The organism is Sphingobium wenxiniae, from assembly GCF_007830065.1.
GTDB classification, from domain to species: Bacteria; Pseudomonadota; Alphaproteobacteria; order Sphingomonadales; family Sphingomonadaceae; genus Sphingobium; species Sphingobium wenxiniae.
Map to the genome: position 1 here is coordinate 1 of NZ_VLKK01000015.1, position 17299 is coordinate 17299.

The 17299-nt window shown below is 61.8% G+C and carries 15 protein-coding genes; 5 read left to right on the plus strand and 10 right to left on the minus strand.

The window, feature by feature from the left end; translation table 11 throughout:
- The 6 genes from IQ35_RS15895 to IQ35_RS15920 form a co-directional block, all read right to left on the minus strand.
- Window positions 1-542, minus strand: a 542-nt coding sequence (locus IQ35_RS15895; protein ID WP_199739942.1) for a CoA transferase, incomplete at its 3' end; no start/stop codon positions are given.
- A complete protein-coding gene (locus IQ35_RS15900; protein WP_145074799.1) occupies window positions 539-1336 on the minus strand; it encodes an enoyl-CoA hydratase-related protein in 798 nt (265 codons plus the stop codon). The genes IQ35_RS15895 and IQ35_RS15900, both read right to left, overlap by 4 nt.
- 15 nt (window positions 1337-1351) lie before the next feature.
- Entirely contained in the window at window positions 1352-2878 is a 1527-nt protein-coding gene (locus IQ35_RS15905; protein WP_145074802.1) for an AMP-binding protein, read from the minus strand.
- Window positions 2879-2904: 26 nt separating this feature from the next.
- Window positions 2905-4140, minus strand: coding sequence for an acyl-CoA dehydrogenase family protein (locus IQ35_RS15910; RefSeq protein ID WP_199739972.1), 1236 nt, complete (start codon window positions 4138-4140; stop codon window positions 2905-2907).
- On the minus strand, window positions 4133-5179 hold the full coding sequence (locus IQ35_RS15915; protein WP_145074805.1) for an acyl-CoA dehydrogenase family protein: 1047 nt from the start codon (window positions 5177-5179) through the stop codon (window positions 4133-4135). The genes IQ35_RS15910 and IQ35_RS15915 overlap by 8 nt, the downstream gene beginning before the upstream one ends.
- On the minus strand, window positions 5176-5937 hold the full coding sequence (locus IQ35_RS15920) for an enoyl-CoA hydratase/isomerase family protein (RefSeq protein ID WP_145074807.1): 762 nt from the start codon (window positions 5935-5937) through the stop codon (window positions 5176-5178). The genes IQ35_RS15915 and IQ35_RS15920 overlap by 4 nt, the downstream gene beginning before the upstream one ends.
- 139 nt (window positions 5938-6076) lie before the next feature.
- On the opposite strand from IQ35_RS15920, the gene IQ35_RS21090 reads away from it, so the two are divergent.
- The 4 genes from IQ35_RS21090 to IQ35_RS15935 all read left to right on the plus strand — a co-directional run bounded on the left by IQ35_RS21090 (window position 6077) and on the right by IQ35_RS15935 (window position 11180).
- Window positions 6077-6400, plus strand: coding sequence for a hypothetical protein (locus tag IQ35_RS21090; RefSeq protein WP_158636680.1), 324 nt, complete (start codon window positions 6077-6079; stop codon window positions 6398-6400).
- Window positions 6390-7718 carry an MFS transporter gene (locus tag IQ35_RS15925; protein ID WP_145074810.1) on the plus strand — a complete coding sequence of 443 codons (1329 nt, stop codon included), beginning with the start codon at window positions 6390-6392 and terminating at the stop codon, window positions 7716-7718. Before IQ35_RS21090 ends, IQ35_RS15925 begins: the two co-directional genes overlap by 11 nt.
- A gap of 236 nt (window positions 7719-7954) precedes the next feature.
- The gene (locus IQ35_RS15930) at window positions 7955-10348 is read left to right on the plus strand and encodes a TonB-dependent receptor (protein ID WP_158636681.1); all 2394 of its coding nucleotides are present in this window, start codon (window positions 7955-7957) and stop codon (window positions 10346-10348) included.
- A 172-nt stretch (window positions 10349-10520) separates the two neighbouring features.
- Window positions 10521-11180 (plus strand): TetR/AcrR family transcriptional regulator, encoded by a 660-nt coding sequence (locus IQ35_RS15935; protein ID WP_145074816.1) that lies wholly within the window; start codon window positions 10521-10523, stop codon window positions 11178-11180.
- A 69-nt stretch (window positions 11181-11249) separates the two neighbouring features.
- Here IQ35_RS15935 and IQ35_RS15940 read toward each other — a convergent pair whose 3' ends face one another.
- The 3 genes from IQ35_RS15940 to IQ35_RS15950 all read right to left on the minus strand — a co-directional run bounded on the left by IQ35_RS15940 (window position 11250) and on the right by IQ35_RS15950 (window position 14797).
- Complete coding sequence (locus IQ35_RS15940; RefSeq protein WP_242003370.1) at window positions 11250-12383, minus strand: alpha-hydroxy acid oxidase; 1134 nt, start codon at window positions 12381-12383, stop codon at window positions 11250-11252.
- The gene (locus IQ35_RS15945) at window positions 12380-13060 is read right to left on the minus strand and encodes a Fe2+-dependent dioxygenase (RefSeq protein ID WP_145074822.1); all 681 of its coding nucleotides are present in this window, start codon (window positions 13058-13060) and stop codon (window positions 12380-12382) included. The genes IQ35_RS15940 and IQ35_RS15945 overlap by 4 nt, the downstream gene beginning before the upstream one ends.
- A 273-nt stretch (window positions 13061-13333) precedes the next feature.
- The gene (locus tag IQ35_RS15950) at window positions 13334-14797 is read right to left on the minus strand and encodes a TonB-dependent receptor domain-containing protein (protein WP_145074824.1); all 1464 of its coding nucleotides are present in this window, start codon (window positions 14795-14797) and stop codon (window positions 13334-13336) included.
- Between the two features lie 147 nt (window positions 14798-14944).
- Here IQ35_RS15950 and IQ35_RS15955 point away from each other — a divergent pair, with 147 nt between their 5' ends.
- On the plus strand, window positions 14945-15751 hold the full coding sequence (locus IQ35_RS15955) for an ATP-binding protein (RefSeq protein ID WP_242003375.1): 807 nt from the start codon (window positions 14945-14947) through the stop codon (window positions 15749-15751).
- Between the two features lie 103 nt (window positions 15752-15854).
- Here IQ35_RS15955 and IQ35_RS15960 read toward each other — a convergent pair whose 3' ends face one another.
- Window positions 15855-17282 carry an aldehyde dehydrogenase family protein gene (locus IQ35_RS15960; protein WP_242003371.1) on the minus strand — a complete coding sequence of 476 codons (1428 nt, stop codon included), beginning with the start codon at window positions 17280-17282 and terminating at the stop codon, window positions 15855-15857.
- Window positions 17283-17299 lie beyond the last annotated feature (17 nt).

A 17299-nucleotide genomic window follows, 5' to 3' on the forward strand; every position in this document is an offset into this window, starting at 1 on the left:
CGCTCGACAAGGGCCGCGGCGATGCCGAAGGCCAGATAAAGCGCCCCACCGCCAAAATCGCCCACCAGGTTGAGGGGCGGTATCGGCCGGCCGCCGGCTTCGCCTATCTCTTCGAGCGCGCCGGTGATCGCGATATAGTTGATATCGTGGCCCGCCCGGTCGGCCAGCGGCCCGGTCTGGCCCCAGCCGGTCATCCGGCCGTAAATCAGTCGCGGATTGCGGGCGAGCGCCGCATCCGGACCCAGGCCCAGACGCTCCATGGCGCCGGGACGATATCCCTCGATCAGCACGTCCGCCAGCGCGATGGCGTCCAGAGCGGCCGCGCGGCCGGCGTCCGATTTCAGGTCGAGATGGACCGCCGCCCGGCCGCGATTCGTCACGGGATCGGGAAAGGCGTCCTGCAGCGTGCGATCGATCCGGACGACATCGGCGCCCATGTCCGAAAGCAGCATCGCGCAGAAGGGCGCGGGGCCGATCGCCGCGAATTCGATCACCCTGATCCCGGTCAGCGGGCCTTGCGGCGCGGAATAACGATCCATCATTCATCGCTCCAGACAGCGGCGCGCTTCTCCACGAAGGCAAGTGGGCCCTCCCGGGCATCGACATGGCCGAACACGTCCGAACCGATCGCCTGTTCGCTGTCGAAAGCAGCATCGCGCTCCATGCCCAGCCCCTCCATCACGCTGCGCTTGGTCTGTTGCACGGCGAAGGGCGAGTTGGCGGCGATCATCCTGGCATAATCGCGGGCAGTGGTCATCAGTTCGTCGTCCGGCACGACCTTGTTCACGATGTTCATGGAAAGCGCCTCGTCTGCGCTTATTCTTCTGCCCGTCAGCAATATGTCCATGGCGTGGATGAAAGGGATCTGGCGGGGCAGACGCACGGTGCTGCCGCCCGATGCGAACAGGCCGCGGCACACTTCGGGCAGGCCGAAGGATGCCGATCTGGCGGCGATGCGGATATCGGTGCCCAGCAGCATTTCCATGCCGCTGGCGACGCAGAACCCGTTGACCGCCGCGATGATGGGCTTGTTGAGCGTGAACTGGCGGAGCACGCCGGTATTCACGTCGCTTGCGGGCAGGGCCTCGCTGTCCGTGCCGCCGCGCATCGTGCTGTCGGATGTGACCAGCGGGATCAGGCTCTTGAGATCGGCACCCGCGCAGAAGCTGGTGCCAACGCCTGTGATGATAGCAACACGGATCGCCGGGTCGTCGCGTATCCGGCGCCAGGCATTGGCGAGTTGGACATAATTGTCGACATCCAGCGCATTGCGTGCCTCCGGCCGGTTAATGGTAATCGTCGCGATTGACCCGTCGCGTTCAAAATCGACCGCCATGATCTTCCTTCCCAGTTAATGCCGCGCCGCCCGCTTAGTCCGGCTCGCATAGCGTTCGACCAGTTCGCGCTTGCGCAGTTTGCCGGTAGGCAGGCGCGGCAGATCGTCGACGAAATCGATCGAGCGGGGGCATTTGAAATGCGCCAGCCGTTCGCGACAATAGGCGATGAGCCGCGCCTCCAGATCGGCCGCATCGGCGAGCGGACCGGCAGGTACGACCACACCCTTCACCTCTTCGCCGAAGTCGGGATGAGGGATACCGATGACCGCGACATCCGAGACGTCGGGGTGCAGGGCAAGGACGTTTTCAGCCTCCTGCGGGTAGATGTTTACGCCGCCCGAGATGATCATGTTGCTCTTGCGATCGGCCAGGAAAAGATAGCCGTCGGCATCGATATAACCGAGATCTCCAGGGGCAGACCATCCGCGCGGATCGACATGCTCGCGTGTCTTTTCGGGCTCCTTGTGAAAGCTGAAGCTGGTGCTGCCCTCGAAGAAGATGGTGCCGATCTCGCCGATGGGCAGTTCTGTTCCGCGGTCGTCGAGAATATGGATCGGGCCAAGCCGCGATTGGCCTACGGTGCCGGGGCGCTCGCGCCATTCCTTCGCGCTCGCACGGGTGAAGCCGCCTTCGCTCGCGCCGTAATATTCCTCGATCACCGGACCCCACCAGTCGAGCATCTGTTCCTTTACCTCGGCCGGACAGGGTGCTGCGGCATGGAGCGCGAGCTTCACGCTAGACAGGTCATAGCGAAACCGAACCGCTTCGGGCAATTTGAGCATACGAATGAAATGGGTGGGCACGAACTGTGCATGAGTTACCCGGTAACGGTCGATTGCGGCGAGCACACCCTCCGCATCGAAGTTGCGCATCGCGATGGCTGTTCCGCCGAACGCCTGAGTGCCCATGGTCCAGGCGAGCGGGGCGGCATGATAGAGGGGGGCAGGCGAGAGATAGATGCTATCGGCATCGAAGCCATATTCGGCAGCCATCAAATCCTCGACACGGGCGTTCTGGCCGAAGGGGGCGTTGGGCAGCGGTTGCAATATGCCCTTGGGCGCGCCAGTGGTCCCTGACGAGTAGAACATCGGAACGCCTTCGCGCTCTTCGATCGCGGGCGCTTCAGGCCCTTCATTCATCGCCAGGAAGCCGTCGAAAGATTCGTCCATCGAATAGCAAGCCCTGACCGATGGGCTTCGACCTGCCGCGTAGGACGCGATCTCGCGCATCTGGATGTTCGAGATGACGACGCGCGCATCCGAATTATCGACAATGTAGGCGGTTTCATCGCGCAGCAGATGCCAGTTGATAGGGACATAACGCAGCCCGGCACGGCGCGCGGCCCAAGCGGCGATGAAATAGGATATGCCGTTAGGCAGAAGGATGGCGACGCGATCACCTTCGTCAAGATTGACGCGCAGGCGCCGCGCGAGAGCGGCCGATGCATCGTTCAGGTCGCGAAAGCTGATGCTTTCGCCAGTGTCGGCGATGATCACGGCGGGCTTGTCGGGATTGATGCCGGCAAAATGATTCAGGGACATGTCATGCTCCAATGCGGGCGTACCGCTCAGAAAAGGTCGCGAAAAGGGATGTCCTTGTCCAGTCGCGGTTCGACGGGCAGGCCGAGTACGCGTTCTGCAAGGATGTTCTTCATGATCTCGTCGGCGCCGCCCGCCAGCCTGCGCCGCGCCGCCATCAGCCATTCCATGGCCAGACCCGCGCTGTCGCTGTCATCGCCGATGTCGATGGCCGACGGCCCCGAGAGGTCGAGCATGAAGGCGGCCATCTCCTGCACCTGGCGGCCGCTCATCAGCTTCCCGGCGGAGAACTCCGGACCGGGCGTCTCCCCCCGTGTTAGCAAGGTCAGTGCGCGGTAATAGTTAAGGCGGATACCCTCCATATCGATCCACCAGTCCGCAATCCGTTCGCGTACCGCCCCGTCCGCCAGCGCGGGCACATCGCCGATCTGCAGTTTGCGGGCGCCCTCGATTATGTCGGCGATGGTCAGGCCACGGACCTTGCCTGCGCCGCCCAGCGTGCGTTCGTGCATCAGGGTGGACAGCGCGACCGACCAGCCGCCGTCGACCTCTCCCAAGCGCTGCGCGTCAGGGACGCGAACGCCGGTAAAGAATACCTCATTATATTCGGCAATGCCCGCCATCTGCACGATCGGGCGCACCTCGACGCCCGGCGCGCGCATGTCGATGAAGAAACAGGTAAGCCCTTTGTGCTTGGGTACGTCCGGATTGCTACGCGTTAGGATGAGACCATAATCCGCATGTTGGGCGTAGGACGTCCATATCTTCTGCCCGTCGAGTATCCAGTCCGTCCCATCCCGGATGGCGCGGGTGCGGACGGCGGCCAGATCCGAACCGCAGGAGGGTTCCGAGAAAAGCTGGCACCAGATATCGCGTCCGGCGATCAGCGGGGGAAGCAGGGCACTTTTCTGTTCCGGGGTCGCGAATGCCGCCATGGTAGGCAGGGCCATGCCGAGGCCTATGTCGAACACATCGGTGAAGGGCGCTGGGGAAGCCCTTTCCTCCTGGTCGAATATTTCCTGTTCGATCCGGCTGCCGCCGCCGCCGCCATAACCGCGCGGCGAGGATATCGCGGCGTAACCGGCCGCCGCCTTGCGTGATTGCCAGGCGCGGGCGGCGGCCATGACCTCCGGCACGTCGAAGTCGGGAAAGTGCGGGCGCCGCCCATCGAAATCCGTCAGTGCTTCAGCCAGCCAGCTTCGACACTGCATGCGGTAGTTGGCCTGTTCGGGCGAATCGTTGAAATCCATCATTGCCTCAGACATGGGCCTGCTCCAACTGGACGACGACGCGCTCCTTCCATATGCGACTGCCGCCCCAGACCAGGCCCAGCATTTCGGCACGGCGAAGATGAAGATGGGCATCATGCTCCCAGGAGGTGCCCATCGCGCCGTGAAGCTGGAGTCCTTCACGCGCCGAAAAACGATAGGCTTCACTGGCGGCCACGCGGGCGCCGGCGGCGGCGAGGCGCCGTTCGGGCGCATCCGTCATCAGCGCCCAAGCGCCGTGATAGGCATGAGCGCGCGCAATCAGCGCCTTGATATGCATGTCGACAAGGCGATGCTTGACCGCTTGATAGCTGCCTATCGCGCGGCCGAAGCTGCGCCGCTCCAGCACATGGGTACGCGTCATCGCGATGACGCGCTCTGTGCCGCCCAGTTGCTCGAAACCGCTCAGTACTGCGGCGGCGTCCTGCCACCAGTCCAGCGCCGCATCCGGAAGAGCATCGGCCGGCGCCGCGGCGAGGGAAAGACGTGCGATGCTCCGCGTGCGATCGACGGAGCCGATGGGTGTGCGGGTGACATGAGGCCCATCGAGCGGGACGATGACAAGATGCGTATTGGTTGCGAGAAGAGCTATGTCGGCGATCGCACCGTCCAGCGCGATCGGCGCTGTGCCGGAAATCGTCCCGTCCGCGAACTGGCCATCGATGGCGGCGATCGTCGTCCTCACGCCGCCCGCGATGATGCCGGGGAGCAGCCGCTCACGCTGATGTTCGTTCCCGAACCGGGCGATGATCTGGGACACCAACGCGGTCGGAACGAAGGGCACCGGCGCGAGGCCGTGACCCAGTGCCTCCGCGACGAGGCAGACCTCCATGAGGCAGCCGCCCGTTCCGCCAAGGATCTCGTCGATGCCGATGCCGAGCAGGCCGAGCTGCTGCATGGCATTCCAGAGTTCCGCAGCCCATTCGTCCTGGCCGTCCACGATGGCACGGACCACGTCACGACCGCATTTTTCCGTCATGAAACGCTGCAGCATTTCGCGCAGCATTTCCTGTTCCGGGGAAAGCTCGAAATTCATACGGTGCCGGCCCGTCCGGCGAAAGCCTCGAAGGCGGCTGTGCTTTCCCGGCTACCTATCAAATGCATGTGACGCGCCCCTTCCAATTCGATGAAATCCTCGAGCGAAAGGCGCTCTGCGGCGACGAAGTTAGCCTTGATGGCCTCAAGCGCATAAGCGGAGCGCCCCGCAAGCTGGAGCGCGAGGGCGCGGCTTTCCTGGAGCAGGGTCGCCGCTGGGAATATCCGTGTGACCAGATGGAAACGCAGGGCATCCTCGGCCCCGAACTTTTCGGGAAACAGGAACAGCTCACGCGCCCGCGCTGGTCCCACCGCCTGTTGTACGACCCAGGCCGCGCCCATGTCTCCGGCGACGCCGACGTTGAGAAACGCGGTAGAAAAACGCGCGCGATCCGAAGCGAAGCGCAGGTCGCAGGCCGCAGCCCAGCCAAGCCCCGCGCCGGCGCAGCCGCCACCGATGGCGGCGATGGTCACCTGAGGCATGGTGTGCAGCAAGGTCGTGGAATGATATGCGGGGGCGAGCCGCCGATGCGTGACCGCTTCGGGGTCCGCCTCCGTCCCGCCAATGTCGGCGCCCACGCAGAAGTGGTCTCCGGCACCGGTAAGGATGACGACAGTGACGTCTCGCCGGGTCGCCAGTGTCGCCAGCGTATCGTGCATCGCGTGGACCATGTCGAGATCCATGCCGTTGCGACGCTCTGGACGATTCATCGTGATGGTCGCCAAAGGTCCGTCGATATCGACTAGCACGCTTTTCATTTTCTCCCCCGTCCCATTCTGTTCTGGGTTTTCCGGCGCTTCGGGGCCGGACGCCGCCTTAATTGCGCCCATCCACCGTTCCCCGCCGAACGGACATGGTCAATATCAAGAATTGAGTCCAAGAAATGGAAACACATCCATGATGAATGGTTTTTTCGGTTGCCTGGCAGGCCGCCGGGCTGAATGCCTAGTCCGCAAAGACGCGCAAATTCGGGTGGTCGATAGAGGGAGGATGGCATTGAAATCCGTGATACCGGCAGGCATCATGCTCGCAACTGGCGCTGCAAGGCCCGACCGGCAGCAGTCCTTTAGCCATAGCGACTCCGTTGCCGGAGCGTTTGCGCGCAATCATACGAAACAGGGCCGCGTGATTGCCGGGGTCAACGTCACTGGGTCGAACCCCATGACGACCATCCCGGGCGCGCACAGAACCTCCGGACCAGAAGCCCGATATGTATTCTGATCCGAAAAGAACAGACAGCCGGGCCGGTATTCAGCCAAACGCCAGCGGCGCATGGCGAGCGGTGTTCATCATGCAGTTTCTATACATCATTGCCATGATCGACCGTAACCTCATTTCTCTGATGGTGGGGCCGATCAAACAAAGCCTTCAGATCAGTGATTTTCAGATCAGCCTGCTGCAGGGAACGGCGTTTGGCCTATTCTATGCGACTTGCGGATTGCTGACCGGATGGTTGCTCGACCGTTTTTCCCGCCGTAAGGTTGTCTACTGGGGTATCAGTCTCTGGTCGGTTTGCGCCGCGTCATGCGGGCTGGCAAGGACATATGGCCAGTTGATGCTCGCCCGCTTCGGGGTCGGCGCAGGCGAGGCAGTCCTGTCTCCTGCCAGCTACGCCATGCTGAGCATGTTGTTTCCGCGAGAGAGGCTGGGCTTCGCAATTGGCGTATACGGCATAGGCGCAATTCTGGGCGGGGCCATTTCGCTATCCTTGGGCGGTATGGTGATCGCGTGGATGGCGTCCATGGGATCGGTCATGTTGCCGATTATCGGAGAAGTCGAGCCGTGGCAGGCGACCTTCATCCTTTTCGGCCTGCCAGGCATTGTCATCGCGCCGATCGTCTTCCTCATATCCTCTCGCGCCGATCGTCCGGCTGTGGCTATCTCCGAACGCCCGCACAGTACGTTCGGGGCGTTCTTGCGCGTTCGACGTGCGTACCTGACATGGCATTTCTTCGGGTTCGGCCTAGTGACGCTCCTCGCCTATGGCCATGCGGCATGGTTTCCCACCTATCTGGTCCGTCATTTTCATCTTAACATGGCGGCTATCGGGAACATTCTGGCCCTCTCTACCGCCATAGGGGGCGTGGCAGGATTTCTATCCGCCGGCGCTATCGCCGACCGATGGTTCGGCAGGGGCACGACCGACGCGCATTTTCGCTACGCGCTTATCGCGACCCTTGCACTGACGGTTGTCGGGGTGTGCACATTCCTGGTCAATTCACTGGTGATATCGATCATATTTGCCGGGATTTGTTATATGCTGTTTTCGATAAGCGGGTTGGCGGCCGCTCATCTTCAGATCATCACGCCGCCTGAACTACGGGCCCGAACGTCGGCGCTTTACCTGTTCGTGATCAATGTGATCGGTTTGTGCACCGGCCCAAGCATGGTCGCGGCATTTACCGACTTTCTGTTTCGCAACCCGGACAGGGTGGGTAGTTCGCTCATGCTGACCTACGCCATATTCGGACCGCTGGCGGTAACGGCATTTTGGATGGGGCGGGCGCCTGCGCGCCAGGCTGTGGCCGACAGTCTATGAGGGGCGCCATCACGTAGCAGGATTATCCGGTCCGCGATCGGCCCGAAATCTGGAGGGCGCCGACCCGTTCTCCTGATCTTCTGGCGTTGCAGAACTGAAACCGGCGGAGGATTCCGGACGTATGGCCAAAATTTGTACTCTCGTCCATATATCGGATTGTGGTATTAATAACTATGTGCGACTGGAGGCGCGATCGGCGGCAGTTAAGTCGCCGGCGCCGATTTAAGGGGAGTGAAATGAACAAGAAGGATTTTCGCGCGAGCTTGGTCGCGCTGGCGGCGGCATGTGCATCCGGAGGCGCATGGGCGCAGGAGCAGCCTGCAAACGACGCAGCAGCATCGGAAAATGCCCTGCAGGCATCGGACGCGACCGATGACATCGTCGTGACCGCGCGTCGGCGCGCAGAGAGGCTGCAGGATGTGCCGCAGGCGATCATCGCCTTGTCGACCGAACAGATCGAGCGCGCGAACGTGACGGAGATCGCCGACCTGGTGCGCGTTGCTCCGGGGCTTGTATTCCAGCCTTCAGCACTATCCTCGAAGTCGGTGTCTCTGACACTCCGCTCACAGCGGCAAAATCTCGGAAACATCACATTCGATCCATCAGTCGTCGTCTATTTCGACGAGGTGCCGAACATGCGCATGTTGGGAGGCAACGCGGCGCTCTATGACCTGGCATCCGTCCAGGTGCTGAAGGGGCCGCAAGGTACGCTCTTCGGCCGCAATTCGACGGGCGGCGCGCTGCTGATCACCCCGCAGGCGCCGACGGAGGAATTTACCGGCTACCTCAAGGTCGGCGCAGGCAACTATGACCTGCGGGAAATCGAAGGCGCCATCAACATTCCCGTCAACGACGCGATCCAAATCCGTCTGTCTGGGCGGCATAGCGAGCGTGACGGCTATATGCCCGTGGTGGGCAAGGGCTATTCGGTCGACGATGACAATACCGATGCCTTTCGCTTTTCCGTCAAGCTAACGCCCACCAGCGGTGTGACCAATACGACAGTGCTGGATGCGCTTCATCAGACCGGAGCAGGTACTGCCTATCGCCTGGCGACCTGCGATCCTGCAGGTATCAGCAACCAGGTTGCGGGGATGTGCGCCGAACTTGATAAGCTGGACGGACAAAAGTGGAATGCGACCACGTCGAATGTCGACCGCAATGGCATCGACATCAAGGCCTATCAAATCTCCAACATCACGACGGCTGAGATCGGCGGGGTCACGCTCAAGAACATATTCGGGTATCGCCACCTGAACGCGTTCGTCACGTTCGACATTGATGGTACAGCGAAGGATGTGTTGTACGCGACGAACAAGATCAAGATGAATCAGGTCAGCAACGAGATACAGCTGCTCGGTACAGCGTTCGACAATACACTGAGTTACCAGTTCGGCGGATTTTTCTTCGAAGAGGAAGGGCACGAGCTTCAGTTTACGCCGACCCTGGGTTCGACATCGGCATCCGATCTCGATGCCATCAATCGTAGCTACTCATTATTTGGACAGATGACTTACAAGATTCCGGGGATCGACGGTTTCTCTGTGACCGCTGGCCTACGTTATACGTGGGACCGCCGCCAGATGACCAACCGTGGCAAGAACATTCTCGGCGTCTATACCGGCCGTGACTTTAGCGGGGTGGGGGATCTGACCGTGACCTGCCGCCTTCAGGCAGGGGCTTTGCCGGCTGCAGGCGTGCTCAATCCGTGCGAGAAGACCGTCGATGCGTCATTCTCCAAAATGACCTATAATTTTTCGGTCGATTACAAGATCAACAATAATCTGCTGACCTATCTGGCTACGCGGAAAGGGTATCGCGCGGGCGGCTTCTTCAACGCACCCCGGGCCCCGGTCGAATTCCTGCCTTACCAGCCCGAGTTGCTGACCGACTATGAACTGGGGCTCAAGGCCGATTATCGGATCGGCGGAGCTAAGGCGCGGACGAATATCGCCTTGTATACCGGCGATTTCAAAGGCGCGCAGCGCAGTACCAGCACGCAGGAACTCGTCGTCGATCCCGCGACCGGCAGTGATATCTTCGTCACCCGTTCGGTCATCTTGAACGTGCAGTCCGCACGCGTGAGGGGCATAGAGATCGAGCAGATGTTTCGCCCTTTCGAGTTGTTGGAACTTAATGTTTCCTATGCGTTCTCCGATGCCAAATACAAAAAGTTCATCGTGACCAATCCAGACGGAACGGTGCTGGATTTCACGGCGTCGCCATTCGCCGGCGCACCGCGCCACACATTATCCGGAAACGCTCGGCTGCAGATCCCGGTGGATGAGTCGCTGGGACGGTTTTTCGTGCAGCTCAGCGGGTCCTACGTCTCGTCCAGCGTCGCGGCCGATGGCACGCCGTCCTTCAACCCCACCAATGTCACCGATACCGACGGCACCCCGCCCCAATCCGTCAGGAAGAACGCCATCATCGACGGCTATACAACCTTTGACGCCCGCCTAGATTGGGAGCGCGTCGGCGGAACGCAGTTGGATCTAGGCATTTGGGTCCGCAACCTCACGGACAAGCACTATTTCCCGGGCGGTCAATATGTACAGGCCCTGGGATTTTCGGTAAAGAATCCTGGCACGCCCCGCACATTTGGACTGCAAGCGCGCTACGCGTTCTAACGGCTCTACCGCCGCGCGGTTTCAAGCCGCGCGGCGGATGCGGCCAAATGTGGCTGATTGCCATGCGGCTATGGCCTGTATACTTCCGTCATGGCGGATCCTGCGGAGCGTCCCGTGAAGGTGAGGAGCGCCAGGGCGGCGTCCGTAACGCAAAAGAGATTGAAGGAAGGCCATGGAAGTAAAAAAGGGTTCGAAACGCAATCGACCTTCGTTGCGTGAAGAACATAAACTGGTCACCCGGGCACGGATCAGAAAGGCGGCCCGTATATGTTTCTATCGCGCGGATGTACGGACGGTATCGCTGGAGGATATCGCTGTTGAAGCGGGCATCGGGCGCGCGACACTATATTTGTATTATCCCAGCAAGAACGCCTTGCTGGTGGAACTCATAGCCCAGAGCCTGCGCGCCACCGATCACATATATGCGCAGCTCTTGCAGCTTCCGACCCTCACTTTCGAAAATGTGAGAGCTTGGCTGGCCAAATATCTGAGCGATGTCGAGAAGCACAATGGCATCCTGGGGTTGTTCAATGGAGAAATTGTGCTCGCAGATGAGGTGCGCATCCTGTTGAGCGAGCATCGGGCGCGAACGATCGCGATGCTTGGCACGCGCTATCCTGCGTTCGATCTGGACAGTATGCCGCTTGATGCGCGGCCGCGCAGGGAGGTTGAAGCGGATTTCGCGATCATGCTGATCGAACAGTTCTGCGGTGCTGCGTCCCGGCCGGACTTCGAACTGGACAAGAACGCCGCCATAGATTTCGTGGCGGAACGATTGTTCATTATGTTGGATGAAACGACGGACACGCGGGTTGCTCGCGATGACTGGTGAGCTTCGCACGCCCGCCCATAGGGACGGCAACATGGCGGACGTTAGGCGATAAAGCGCGCAATGCGCCAGCTAGCTGCCGTCTGCCAGATGATGCCGCTGGATTGCCGCGGGGCGCGCACATCCCGTTTGCACCATCGCCAGTTCAAGCTCCGCCCGCAGGATATGGAGCATGTGGGCCACGCCCTGCATCCCGGCCACCGCAAGCGCATGGACCTGCGGACGGCCGATCAGCACCGCTCTTGCGCCAAGCGCCAGAGCCTTGAGGACGTCCGTGCCGTGACGCACGCCGCTATCGAGCAGCAGCGGTATCCTGTCCTCCACGGCCTCGACCATCGCCGGCAGCGCGTCGAGCGGCGGAATAAGGCCGTCGAGGACCCGCCCGCCATGATTGGAGACAATGATCCCGTCGGCCCCGTGCTCGACCGCCCGCTTCGCATCATGGGGAGACAGCAATCCCTTCACCACGATCGGCAGCTTCGTGGCCGTGCGAAGCCAGGCAAGGCTCTCCCATGTGGGCGCTGCATCGAGCAGCGGCGTGCCGAAAACGATCTGCCCCCCGGCCGCGCTGGCGTTCTGGGACAGCCTCGGCATGCCGCGAAGATTGGCGGCATCGACGTCGGGGGGCAAGGTGAAGTCGGATCGCTTTACCGATGCGTCCACCGTGAACACCAGAACCTGATAACCGGCCGCCTCGGCCCGATGGATCAACTCGGCCGTATAGGCGCGGTCGGGCTGGACATAGAGCTGGAACCAGAGAGGAGGCGGCGCGGTCCGGCCTAGCTCAACGGCTGCCGCTCGGGCGGCTTGCGCTATGTCTTCCAGCGGGATGCTGGACAGCGTGCTGACCACCATCGTCGTGTCGAGCGCGGTCGCGGCGCTGGCGGTCGCCAGTTCGCCTTGCGGATGGGCGAGCCGATGATAGGCGACAGGCGCAAGCAGGATGGGGGCCGCGTGGCGCAGGCCGAACAACTCCATCCCGGTCGTCGCGCCCTGCATGTCCGTCAGCATTCGAGGCACAAGGCGATATCGGTCGAACTGCATCCTGTTGGCCGCGAGCGAGGTGCCCGCGCCCGCGCCGGCCTGGATATGATGCCATGTTTCAAGCGGCATATGCCGTTCGGCGCGCCGCTCATAATCGGACAGGCTTTGCAGATCGCCAGGAATAGCCGTCAAAGGCGGTTGCGGCGCGGGCGTTCCGGTCATGTGACCGACCATTGCCGCAACAGATTGTGATAGACGCCGGTGAGCGGGTTGACCGACGCATGATCGGGATGATCGGCGCTCAACTGCTGGATCGCCGCGTCCAGTTCGAACAGCGTCTTGCGCTGAACCTCCGACGGAACCAGGCTCTGCGTCCAGAAAAAGGCGGCAAGCCGCGCGCCTTGGGTGACGGGCGTGACGCGATGATGGCTGGTGCCTGGATAGATGATCATGTCCCCCGCAGGCAGCTTCACCCGATGATCGCCATAGCTGTCCTCGACGACCAGTTCGCCGCCTTCATATTCGCCCGGATCGTTGAGGAACAGGGTGCAGGATATGTCGGTGCGGACATAGGAATCGGCGCCGGGCACGCGAAACAGCGCATTGTCGATGTGATTGCCGTAGGCGCCGCCGCCTTCATAGCGGTTGAAGCGTGGTGGCAGCACCCGAAGCGGGAAGGCCGCGGCGATGAATAGCGGGCTTCGGCCGAGCCGGTCGAGAATGAGATTGCCCAGGTCGCGAGCCGCCGGACTGTCGAGCGGCAGTTGAAGGTTGCTCTTCACGTTGACGGCCTGGCGCCCCGCCGTTGCGCGGCCATCTTCCCATGCCGCCCGATCCAGGGCTTCGCGAGCTTGCCTGACATCCGCGTCGGACAGGAGTTCCGGAATCTGGAGCATCATGATTCAGGCGATTCCAGCGGCCGGATTATCCGGCAATCGGCATCGGGGATTGTTTCTATTTTCATTGATCCTGCAACATGAACGGGATTTCCACGAGCCTCCTTACCATGACGGTCGCTCCTTCGCGATGGGGCAGGGGCCGGCGCCGCGCGCTCAAAGCGCCGTTCGCTTCGATCCTTGGTGCTTTATTGTGCCTGGCGGTTATCCTGATGGTGTAAACGGGCCTGCGGGGGAGGCCCCCCGCAGGCCCACGGATAGCCTTCTCGCAAAGGCCTAGTAGCGCAGATTCGCGGTCAGCAAGGCGGACCGGCCCGGCGCCACATTGGCGAAGATGCCCACATGTGAAGCATCATAATAGAGCTTGTCGGTCAGATTCTGCACGTTGACGCGAAGGTCCAGATTTTCGTTCGCCTTATATCCGATCGTGGCGTCCACGCGGGCATAAGGCTTGAACTTCTGCGTGTTGGCATCATTCACATAGCGCGTGCCCGTATAGTTGACGCCGCCGCCGATATTGACCTCCGGCGTGACGTTGTAGGTCGTCCAGATGCTGAAGCTGTGCGGAGCGACGAACTTGATCCTGTTGCCGTCGTTGTTTCCATCGCCATCGTCCAGCAGCTTGGCGTCGAGATAGGTATAGCCGCCGAAGATGTTCCATTCCGGCGTGATATTGCCCGACACGCCGACCTCGAAGCCGCGGACGCGATTGTTGCCGATCAACTGAACGGTTCCCGTGACCGGGTCGGTGGCGCGCGCATTGGTCTTCTCGGTCTGGAACAGGGCTGCGGTCAGCGAAAGCTGCTCGTCGAGCAGATCCCATTTGGTGCCCAGTTCCCAGCTCTTGGCGCGCTCGGGCTTCAGATTGACGTTGTTGGCGTTGAGCGTGCAGGCGCCCGCGCCTTCCGCGCCGCCGGCCATGCCGGCGCATTCGCCCGAGGGATTGGACGATGTGCCATAGGAAAGATAGATGCTGCCGTTCGGCACCGGCTTGTAGACGATGCCGGCCTGATAGTTCCAGAAGTCGTTCTTCGCGGTTCGCGTGCCGTCCGACACTTCATAGTCGTCGTAGCGGATGCCGAGATTAAGCTGGAACTGTTCGGAGAATTTCAGCGTATCGAACAGGAAGGCCGCTTTGGTTTCGTGCTTGATCGGCACCGCCGGTGTCGTGAACGGTGTCTTCACGAGAGGGTTGAACGCGGCATAGGGATCGGGGTTGTTGAGCGGCTGGAACAGCGTGCCGGAGCCAGGCGCCTGCGCCCAGGCTGGCCGGTTCCGTTGCTTTTCCTCGCTATATTCGATGCCGGCGATGAAGCTGTGCTCGATGCCGCCCGTCTCGAACTTGCCGCGCAGATCCGTCTGGTTGAGGAAGCCTTCGGTAAGGATGTTGGCCGAACGGAAATCGATCACGACGAGGCCGGTCGCGGGCGTGGCCGTCGTCGTGTTGAAGCTCGGGCGGCTGAAAATATATTCGTTGGCGGTGCGAACGAGGCGGGTGGAATTGTGCAGCGTGATGCCGTCAACGATATCATATTCCAGCACCGCCGAACCGAAATGCCCCTCCGTCTCGCGGAAATCGCGGTTGGCGAACCCGTAGAAATTGTCGCGGTCGAGCTTGAGCGGGCTGACCTGTGGCGCGAGCCGCTTGTTCTCGCCTGGCGACCGAAGGCGCCATCCGCCACCGGCGCTGATCCGAACCTTGCCGTGGTTTCCCGGACTCTCCGGGCCATTCAGCCCGATCTTGAAGGGCGGGCCATATGGCTATCGACGGCCGGCACGTCCCTCGCGGGCGCGTGGCAGCTAGGCGACGGCTCGTGGATGACCTTTCGCGCCGCCGGCTATCTCGATACCTCCAGGCCTCTCCACGGCCATATCGGCGCGGTGCTGATGTTGGTGGCCTGCGTCACGATATTGGCGCTGATACTGGCGCGGCTGCTCGGCCGGCCGCTTCGCAAGCTGGCGGACGCGGCCGACCGGGTGGGCCGGGAGGACGTCACGCCGGCTGCCGAGGAAGGCCCGCGCGAGGTCCGTCGCGTTGCGGCCGCGTTCAACGCGATGCAGGCGCGCCTGCTCGATCAGGTCAATGAACGAATACAGGCTTTGGCGGCCGTGTCGCATGACCTGCGCACGCCGATCGCGCGCCTGAGGCTACGCGCGGCCAATGTCCGGAACCAGGAGCTTCGCGCCGCAATCGGTCACGATATCGATGAGATGGAAGCCTTCATGCGTTCGATCCTGGATTTCCTGCGCGGCGCCGACCCCGAAGAAGAACGTCTGATCGATCTTGCCTCGCTGGTCGTCACCATCGTTCACGATGCGCAGGATATGGGAAGCGCCGTGCATTATGAGGGGCCTGCCAGCCTCGAACTGGTGACACGGCCGATCAAGCTCCAGCGCGCGATCGACAATCTCGTCCAGAATGCCATCCGGCATGCCGGGCAGGCCGAGATCCGTCTTTCGCAAGGTGATGACGGCGTCCGCATCGTCGTCGAGGATCAGGGGCCGGGCATTCCAGTCGATCAGCTCGACATGGTCTTCGAGCCGTTTCGGCGGCTCGAAGGCTCGCGCAATCGGAACACCGGCGGCGCCGGTCTTGGTCTGGCGATCGTCCGCCGTTCCATCACCCGGCTTGGCGGGAGTATCCGTCTCGAGAATCGAAGACGCGGCGGATTACGGGCAACCATTACCCTTTGATCCACGGGCACCGGCCCCGAAGCGAAGGCGCTAAAATCAAAAATGGGGCTGGGACGGTCCCTGGATCGAGATCGCGACTGCCGCCCGGGCCTTCACGCCCCTCCTAGTTCCGCCTGATCACGAGGTTCCGGATCTCGGTCATATCCTCCATCGCGAATCGAACCCCCTCGCGGCCTAGACCCGAATCCTTGACGCCGCCATAAGGCATGTTGTCGACGCGGTAGCTGGGCACGTCGTTGATGACGACTCCGCCGACGTCGAGCCGGTCCCAAGCATCGAACATCTGGAAAAGGTCGCGCGTGAAGATGCCCGCCTGCAACCCGTACTTGCTGTCATTGACCATGGCGAGCGCGTCATTGAAGTCCGAGAACATCATCAGGAAGGCGACCGGACCGAAGGCCTCCTCGATATTGATCTTGCTGCAAGGATCGACATTTTCAAGCAATGTGGCCTCCAGCATCGCGCCTTCGCGCCTCCCGCCGCAGAGCAGCTTCGCGCCCTGGGCAACGGCTTCCTGAATCCAGCCATCGAGCCGCTGTGCCTCGCCCTCCGATATCATCGGTCCGATAAAGACATTGCGATCGTGCGGATTGCCCGCGACCAGCGTCTTCGTTCTGGCGACGAGCATGTCGCGGAAGCGATCATAAACCTGTGCGTGGACCAGGATGCGCTGGACGCCGATGCAGCTCTGCCCCGACTGGTAGAAGGCGCCAAAGATGACGCGGTCGAGCGCATCGTCGAGATCGGCATCCTTGTCGATGATCACCGCGGCATTGCCGCCGAGTTCGAGCACGACCTTCTTCTTTCCCGAACGCGCCTTGAGGTCCCAGCCTACATCGGGCGATCCCGTGAAGGAAAGGAGCTTCAGCCGGTCGTCCGTGGTGAAGAGATCCGCGCCTTCGCGATGCGCTGGAAGGATCGAAAAGGCGCCCTTGGGCAAGCCGGTCTCCGCGAGCACCTCGCCCATGATGAGCGCGCCCAGCGGCGTGCGGCTGGCGGGCTTCATCACGAAGGGGCAACCTACCGCAATCGCCGGCGCGATCTTGTGCGCGGCCAGGTTGAGAGGGAAGTTGAAGGGCGAAATGAAGGAGCAGGGTCCAATCGGCACCCGTTTCCATATTCCCTGATAACCCTTGGCGCGGGGGCTGATGTCGAGCGGCTGGACCTCGCCCGTCATTCGCACCGATTCTTCCGCGGCTATGCGGAATGTGTCGATCAGCCGGCCGACTTCGCCTTCCGAATCCTTGATCGGCTTGCCCGCCTCGACGCATAACGCATAAGCGAGTTCGTCGAAGCGCTCCCTGAAGCGGTCGACGCAATGCTGGAGCACCGCCTGCCGCTCATAGGCGGGCATCCGGGCCATCGGCTCAGCAGCCTCGACCGCACCCTGAATGCCCATCTCGATCGTCTTCGCGTCGGCCTGGGCGCAGCGGAACGCCACTTCGCCGCTGAACTTGTCGGTCACTTCGAGGTCGGCATTGGGCTGCTGCGCCTCGTTGTTCAGATAAAGCGGATAGACAGGTTTCAACACAGTCGCAGATTCCGTTC